At 69.9% G+C, this 6,325-nt stretch carries 6 protein-coding genes; 4 read left to right on the top strand and 2 right to left on the bottom strand.

What is annotated here, in order from left to right; genetic code table 11:
- Positions 1-125: 125 nt before the first annotated feature.
- Complete coding sequence (locus ACNAW0_RS21555) at positions 126-611, bottom strand: peroxiredoxin (protein WP_416289752.1); 486 nt, start codon at positions 609-611, stop codon at positions 126-128.
- 83 nt (positions 612-694) lie between these two features.
- Here ACNAW0_RS21555 and ACNAW0_RS21550 point away from each other — a divergent pair, with 83 nt between their 5' ends.
- Positions 695-1,423 carry an SDR family oxidoreductase gene (locus ACNAW0_RS21550; protein ID WP_416289751.1) on the top strand — a complete coding sequence of 243 codons (729 nt, stop codon included), beginning with the start codon at positions 695-697 and terminating at the stop codon, positions 1,421-1,423.
- Between the two features lie 34 nt (positions 1,424-1,457).
- Here the strand turns inward: ACNAW0_RS21550 and ACNAW0_RS21545 are convergent, their stop codons facing one another.
- On the bottom strand, positions 1,458-2,630 hold the full coding sequence (locus ACNAW0_RS21545; protein ID WP_416289750.1) for a discoidin domain-containing protein: 1,173 nt from the start codon (positions 2,628-2,630) through the stop codon (positions 1,458-1,460).
- A gap of 234 nt (positions 2,631-2,864) precedes the next feature.
- On the opposite strand from ACNAW0_RS21545, the gene ACNAW0_RS21540 reads away from it, so the two are divergent.
- From ACNAW0_RS21540 to ACNAW0_RS21530, 3 genes are all read left to right on the top strand, one after another.
- The gene (locus ACNAW0_RS21540) at positions 2,865-3,788 is read left to right on the top strand and encodes a hypothetical protein (protein WP_416289749.1); all 924 of its coding nucleotides are present in this window, start codon (positions 2,865-2,867) and stop codon (positions 3,786-3,788) included.
- 75 nt (positions 3,789-3,863) lie between these two features.
- A complete protein-coding gene (locus ACNAW0_RS21535; RefSeq protein ID WP_416289748.1) occupies positions 3,864-4,880 on the top strand; it encodes a tyrosine-type recombinase/integrase in 1,017 nt (338 codons plus the stop codon).
- Positions 4,881-5,162: 282 nt separating this feature from the next.
- Positions 5,163-6,311, top strand: a complete 1,149-nt coding sequence (locus ACNAW0_RS21530; protein WP_416289747.1) for an NRAMP family divalent metal transporter — start codon at positions 5,163-5,165, stop codon at positions 6,309-6,311.
- Positions 6,312-6,325 lie beyond the last annotated feature (14 nt).

Raw genomic sequence — 6,325 nt, 5'->3', positions numbered from 1 at the left:
GTGCCGTTCGACCGCAGGGTCACAGACACCCGTCCAGTATGCAGCATCGCGCTATCTACTGCACGCGCGGGTTGACGCGCTAACCCCACGGCTAAAGCCGGAGGTCTGCGCGCTACCCAATTCGATCAACCCCCCAGCGCACGCAACGCCGCGTCGGCGTGCGCGTTCATGCTGAACTCACTGCGCACCACCGCCAGCACCCGCCGATCCTGGCCGATCACGAAGGTCATCCGACGCGTACTCAACGCACCGAGCGGCACCCGCCGCCGCACCCCGAACGCCTTCGCCACCACCCCGTCGGCGTCCGACAGCAGCGGATAGTCGAACCCGTGCCGCCGCGAAAACTCCGCCTGCCGCTCCACCGGATCCCGGCTGATCCCCACCCGCTGCGCGCCGACCGCCGCGAACTCCGCCGCCAGATCCCGGAAGTGACAGCTCTCCGTCGTGCACCCCGGCGTCATCGCCGCCGGGTAGAAGAACAACACCAGCGGACCCGCGGTCAGGAGCTCCGACAACCGCCGCGGCGTCCCCGTCTCGTCCGGCAGCTCGAAATCCTCGACCAGGTCCCCGACATCCACACCCACCACACCCTCCAGCCGATCCCACGCCATTGTGACCAACCACTCCACCACACCACCGGAGCGTGCCGGCAACGGTAACGTCACCGGCACCAGCGGGGCAGGGGAGAGGTCCATTGACTTTCGTAACAATCGTCACCGGCGGCAGCCGCGGCATCGGCGCCGCCACCGCCCGCCGGCTCGCCGCCGGCGGCCACGACGTCGCGGTCGCCTACCACCGCGAACACACCGCCGCCCAGGCCGTCGTCGCCGACATCCACCGCCTCGGCCGACGCGCCATCGCGGTCGCCGCCGACACCACCAACCCCGACCAGGTGCAACACCTGTTCGACACCGCCGCCGACCTCGGCTCCCTCACCGGTTTGGTCAACAACGCCGGCATCACCAGCCCGATCGGCCCCTTCACCGACCTGCGCTTCGACGACCTGCGCCGGGTCGTCGACGTCAACCTCATCGGGTACGTCCTCTGCGCCCAGCAGGCCGCCCGCCGGATGACCGACGGGGGCGCCATCGTCAACGTCTCCTCCGCCGCCGCCACCCTCGGCGCCCCCAACGAATACATCCACTACGCGGCAGTCAAGGCCGCCACCGACGCCCTCACCATCGGCCTGGCCAAGGAACTCGCGCCGCGCGGTATCCGGGTCAACGCCATCGCCCCCGGCATCATCCGCACCGACATCCACGCCCTCTCCGGCGAACCCGACCGTCCCGACCGGGCCGCCGGACGCATCCCCGTGGGCCGCGCCGGCGAACCCGACGAGGTTGCCGGTGCCATCGCCTTCCTCCTCGGCCCCGACTCCTCCTACACCACCGGCGCCGTGCTGCGCATCGCCGGCGGCCTCTGAACCGACCGACCCGGCCGGCTCCGGCCAACGACGGCTACGACCAGACGGCGAGCTCGGCCAGCTCGGATATCACGTACCCCCCATCCTCGGACAGCCGAACGTATCTGGCATCGACTCCAGATGACAGGACGGCTTCGAGGAAACGTGACTGACGGACGTCAGCCCGTCGCGACCATGAGGTTCCGTCGTCACTCGTCTCAATCACGGTCCGGCTCGAAACAGACAGGCCATGCGCGAACACGGCCGAAACCGGACGGCGGGCACCGAGGTCGATCTGCACGAACGTGTTCGACCGGCAGGCCTTCGCCGATCTTGTCGGCTGCGGGCTCGGTGGGGCGCCGGAAGCCTCCGTATCCTGGCACGGCTGCTGGCGAAACGACGGCCCGTATTCGCCGTCGGTCAGGGAACACGGTACGAGGGGTTCCGGCTCACCCTCGCGCCCGGCGACCGCGCAGCCCGTGCCGCGTGACTGCGGCGGTCCGAGAACCCCCACCAATCTGACACTCTGGCTGTCGTGGAGCGTGGTGAACTTCGTTCCGCTGCCCTCGGCCTCGGCCGTTGCCGTCACCCGGAGGTAGCCGCGAAGATCACCAATCGCGCGCGCGTCCAACGCTCCGCCCGGCCGCATGTCCTCGGCCACCCACACCACATCGTTGGCGTCGTTGTCGGACGTCGCGGTGACGCTGTACCGCAGGGACTTCTGGACTTCCTGAGCGGGCCGGCCAGACCATTTGACACTGACCTTGGCGCGGTCCGCGCGGGCCACCAGGTCTGCCGGTTCCCAGAAGGCGAGCGTCGGGACGGCCACGACAGCCTGTTGGACCTTGAAACGGGCTTGCACGGCGGGCCCGAGCGCCGTTCCGCCCGACAGTCGGGCACTGATGCCCATGGTGGACGCCGTATTGAACGTTCCCTGCGTGTCTCGGCCGGTGAGCCGGAACGTGTACGTGCCAGCGCTGTCGGTCGTCACCTTTCTGGCGCCCTTGCACAGCTCCACGGCGCGAGCAAGACAAAGAAGGCCGAGGCTGGTCACGGTGGCCAAAACGCCGCCGGCGACTTCGCCCAGGTCGGGTTCCTTGTACAGCATGACGCTCACTCCGGCGGCAGGCGCGCCGTCGGCGCGAGTCAGCCGTCCGGAGATGGTCACCTCGGCGTCTTCCGGGATCTTGCTGGCTGAACATCCCGTCACCAGCAGAGCAACCGCCATGGATGAGGCTAGCCGGCGGCGCAGGCGAGTGGCGCGGGAGGCACGCATGGCGGGCAGCCTATAGCGACATCGGTCAGCGCTCCGCCCGCATTCGATAATGTACATTATGTCAAGTTGGGTGGGTGAAGCCTCCCTCGCCGGTCACTACATGCGCCGACGGGCAGCGGATCGGATGATCTTCAGAGGGCCGGGTGACTGTTCCATGGCAGCCCCCCGCACCCGTACCGTCGTCCGGTGGACAGGCGCAAGGTCATCGTGGCAGGGCTCGGGGTTTTCGCCGCCGAACTGGTCGCCAGTGTCTGGTATCCGGTGCCGGTCTACATCGCCTGCTCCGCGAGCGGGCTGATCCTGTTCGTCGCGGCCATGATTCCCGCCTGGCGACGCAGCAGGCGGCCCTGGGCGACGTTCCTGGTTGCCGAGGGTGACCGCAGCTTCCGGACGCCGGTGCACGCCGATAACCTTCTCCTCGGCCTAGCCGCCCTGCAGTTCGCCGGGTTGGGCCTGGCGGTCAGCCGTGAGATCTGGGCTGGCCTCGCCGTCGGGCTGTTCTTCGGCGGCGCGGTCGCTGGAATGTGGCGGGCGCTGTGGCGCGGCGCCGGGTTGACCCTGCGGCCCATCGGGATCGAAGCCGACAAGGCGGCCGGTGCTCTACTCATTCCCTGGGAAGCGCTCGCCCCGAACCAGTCGGGCGGCGGCGACAACTGGTGGCGGCTCAAGCTGCACTACGTCCGGCCCGAGCTGGTCACCTCGACGGGATGGACACTGGCGCGCGACGAGGTCTTCTTCGAGGACGGGGACCGGGACTTCCTGGCCAAGGTGATCGCCACGTACGCCGCGGAGCCGGACCGCCGGCACGCGATCGGCACCCTCGCCGAACTCGAGCGCCTGCAGGCAGGCGTACCCGCGCAGCGACGACGCCGGATCCGGGAGACCGTCGAACCGGCGCCGACCCGCACGACCGTGCGGCGGGTGATCACGGGGCTGGTTCTGTTAGCCATCAGCGCCGCCGTCGACGCCAACGTTGCCGACGACAGGCAAAACTGGCCGTACCTGCTCGCCAGACTGTTCGGCGGGATCGGGGTGGGCCAGATCTATTGGGCGGTCGCCGGATGGCGGGCGGCCCGCCGAGCCCGGCGCGGCGCGGCCGAGTCCGGCTGAGGAACGGCCATTGAACACGACGCACTCCCCTCGGCCCGGCTGACCCGAACGCGAAAATCATGCATAATATGCCTTATGCATGACAAACCGGACGAGTCAGTTACAAACCTGATCGAGGAGTTCCTGACCGCCCGGGCGACCCGCAAGCCCTCCCCCCACACCCTCGCCGCGTACCGGCGGGATCTGCTCGCGGTCGCCCGGCTCGCGGCCGAAAGTGTCACCCCTCCCCTCCCCCTCGACGAGCTGGAGATCACTGCCCTCTCCCCCCGTGTCATGCGGGCGGCGTTCGCCCGGTTCGCCGCTCCGCGCGCCGCCGCCTCGGTCCACCGTGCCTGGTCCACCTGGAACAGCTTCTTCACGTTCCTGGTCGCCGAGGGCGTCGTACCGGGAAACCCGATGCCGGCGGTGGGGCGGCCCCGCACGCCGCTCCCCCAGCCCAAGCCGCTGCGCGGCGAGGAGACCCCGGAGGAGCTGCTGGCCGCGGTCGCCCGCGCGGAGGGCCGGCAGCGCGACCCGTGGCCGGAGCGCGACCTGGCGGTGCTGGCGTTGGCGCTCTGCGCGGGGCTGCGCCTGTCCGAACTGCTGGCGCTGCGGGTGGCGTCGCTGGCTGGCCGCGAGGGTGAGCGGCGGGTGGACGTCGCCGGCAAGGGCGGGCGGCCGCGTACGGTGCCGATCGAGGCGGGCGTGGACCGGGTCCTGGTGGACTACCTCGACAGCCGCCGTCGCCGGTTCGGCGCGCGCAGCGTACGGCCGGGCTCGCCGCTGCTGGTGGACCGGCGGGATGAGCCGCTGCGCCGGGGTGGCCTGCAGTATCTGGTGGAGTCCTGCTACCGGCGGGCGGGGATCGGTGACCGGGTGCCGCGTGGGGCGCGGCTGCATGCGTTGCGGCACACGTTCGCGACCCGGTTGGCGGAGGACGGGGCGAGCGCGGCGGAGATCATGCGGTTGCTGGGGCACGCGTCGTTGGCGTCGTCGCAGACGTACATCGAGGTGACGGCGGGTCAGCAGCGGGCGGCGGTGCGGTCGAACCGCACGAACCGGGCGTTGGCGGATCTGTTGGGTTCGGCGCCGTCCGGCTCGTGGGCGGAGTGACGCTTTCCCGAAGTTGCGTCCTCGGTCGGCGGCTCGCTGTCACACTCTGAGAGTGCGCGATCGTCGACGGGTTGGAGGCCCGAGCAGCGGCCGGATGTGAATCATCCGGCCGTCTTGTCGAGCTGGCCGGGGATGGCGCTCAGGCCTGGTGCGGCGATGGGTGAGCGGCGGTTGTCGCGGATTGGTCGTAGGCGTAGGGCGCATTCGTCGGCGGACTCCCGTGGGTTCAGGTCGCTCGGTGCGGGCCTGGTGTCGGGGGCCGCGGATACCGATCCGACCACGGTGGCGACGCTTGTCGTGGTCGGGGCGGGCACGATGTTCGGGCTGGCGTGGCTGACCTTGTTGATGATGCCGGCGCTGGTGGTGGTGCAGGTTCTTGCCACGCGGGTGGGTGTGCTGTCCGGGCGTGATCTTCAGCGGGCGGTGCGCGACGGGTATGGCCGCTGGGTGAGCGCGGTGTTGCTGGTCTCGATTCTGGCGGTCAACGTGGTGACGATCGCCGCGGATGTCGCCGCCGGGGCGGCGGCGATCGGTCTGCTGGTCGGGATGGATTCGCGTTGGCTGGTTCCCGCCTTCGCGGCGGGGGTGCTCGCTCTGCTGATGCTCGGCAAGTATGACGAGGTCGAGCGGGTGCTGAAGGTGGTGATGCTGGGTCTGCTCGCGTACGGGGCGGCGGTGGTTCTGGCGCGGCCGGACTGGGGGGCGGTGGCGCGGGGCAGCCTGGTGCCGACGGTGCCATTCAACCAGGAGCACGTGGCGGGGATGTTGGCGATCCTGGGTACCACGCTGACGAGCTACATGTATGTGTGGCAGTCGGTGGAGCAGGTCGAGGAGCGGTGTTCCCGGCAGGATCTGCGGTTTCGGCAGTTCGACGCGTTGGTGGGGGCGGGTCTGGCCGCGGTGATCTTTTGGTCCATCCTGGTGGCCAGTGGCGCGACTCTGGGCAAGCACCATCAGCACGTCGAGACGGCCGAGCAGGCCGCGCAGGCGCTTGGGCCGTTGGCGGGGCCGTTGGCGGGCGAGATGTTCGCAGGTGGGTTGCTCGCCTCGGCGATCATCGCCGTGCCGGTGATCGCGGCCAGCGGTGGGTATGTGATTGCCAGTGCTTTCGGTTGGCGACGCGGGTTGAGTTGTACGCCTCGCCAGGCGCCCCGTTACTACGCGGTGATCGTGGCGGAGGCGCTGGCGGGTGTTGCGCTGGCCATGACGGGTATCGGTCCGATCCAGCTGCTGTTCGTGGCGAGTTTGATCGGTGGTATCGCGACTCCGCTGGGGTTGGTCCTGCTGGTGTTGGCGGCGGGGAATCCGGAACTGGTCGGCCCGGACCGGGCCCATGTGGCTCTGCGGGTGGCGGGGTGGGTGATCGCCGTGGTGGTCGCCGCGGTCAGTGTGATTTTCCTGGCCCAGCAGGTGCATCTCGTTCCGGGGTGAGCGCGGCGCGGTTG

This window comes from Micromonospora sp. SL1-18, assembly GCF_047921505.1.
Classification (GTDB): domain Bacteria; phylum Actinomycetota; class Actinomycetes; order Mycobacteriales; family Micromonosporaceae; genus Micromonospora.
The sequence above is the reverse complement of the archived record's forward strand: the minus strand, read 5'-3'. Positions and strand labels throughout refer to the sequence as shown.

Coding starts and splice junctions, on each gene's coding strand:
- ACNAW0_RS21555 (WP_416289752.1), bottom strand. CDS start 611: ATGGCGTGGGATCGGCTGGAGGGTGTGGTGGGTGTGGATGTCGGGGAC.
- ACNAW0_RS21545 (WP_416289750.1), bottom strand. CDS start 2,630: ATGGCGGTTGCTCTGCTGGTGACGGGATGTTCAGCCAGCAAGATCCCG.
- ACNAW0_RS21535 (WP_416289748.1), top strand. CDS start 3,864: ATGCATGACAAACCGGACGAGTCAGTTACAAACCTGATCGAGGAGTTC.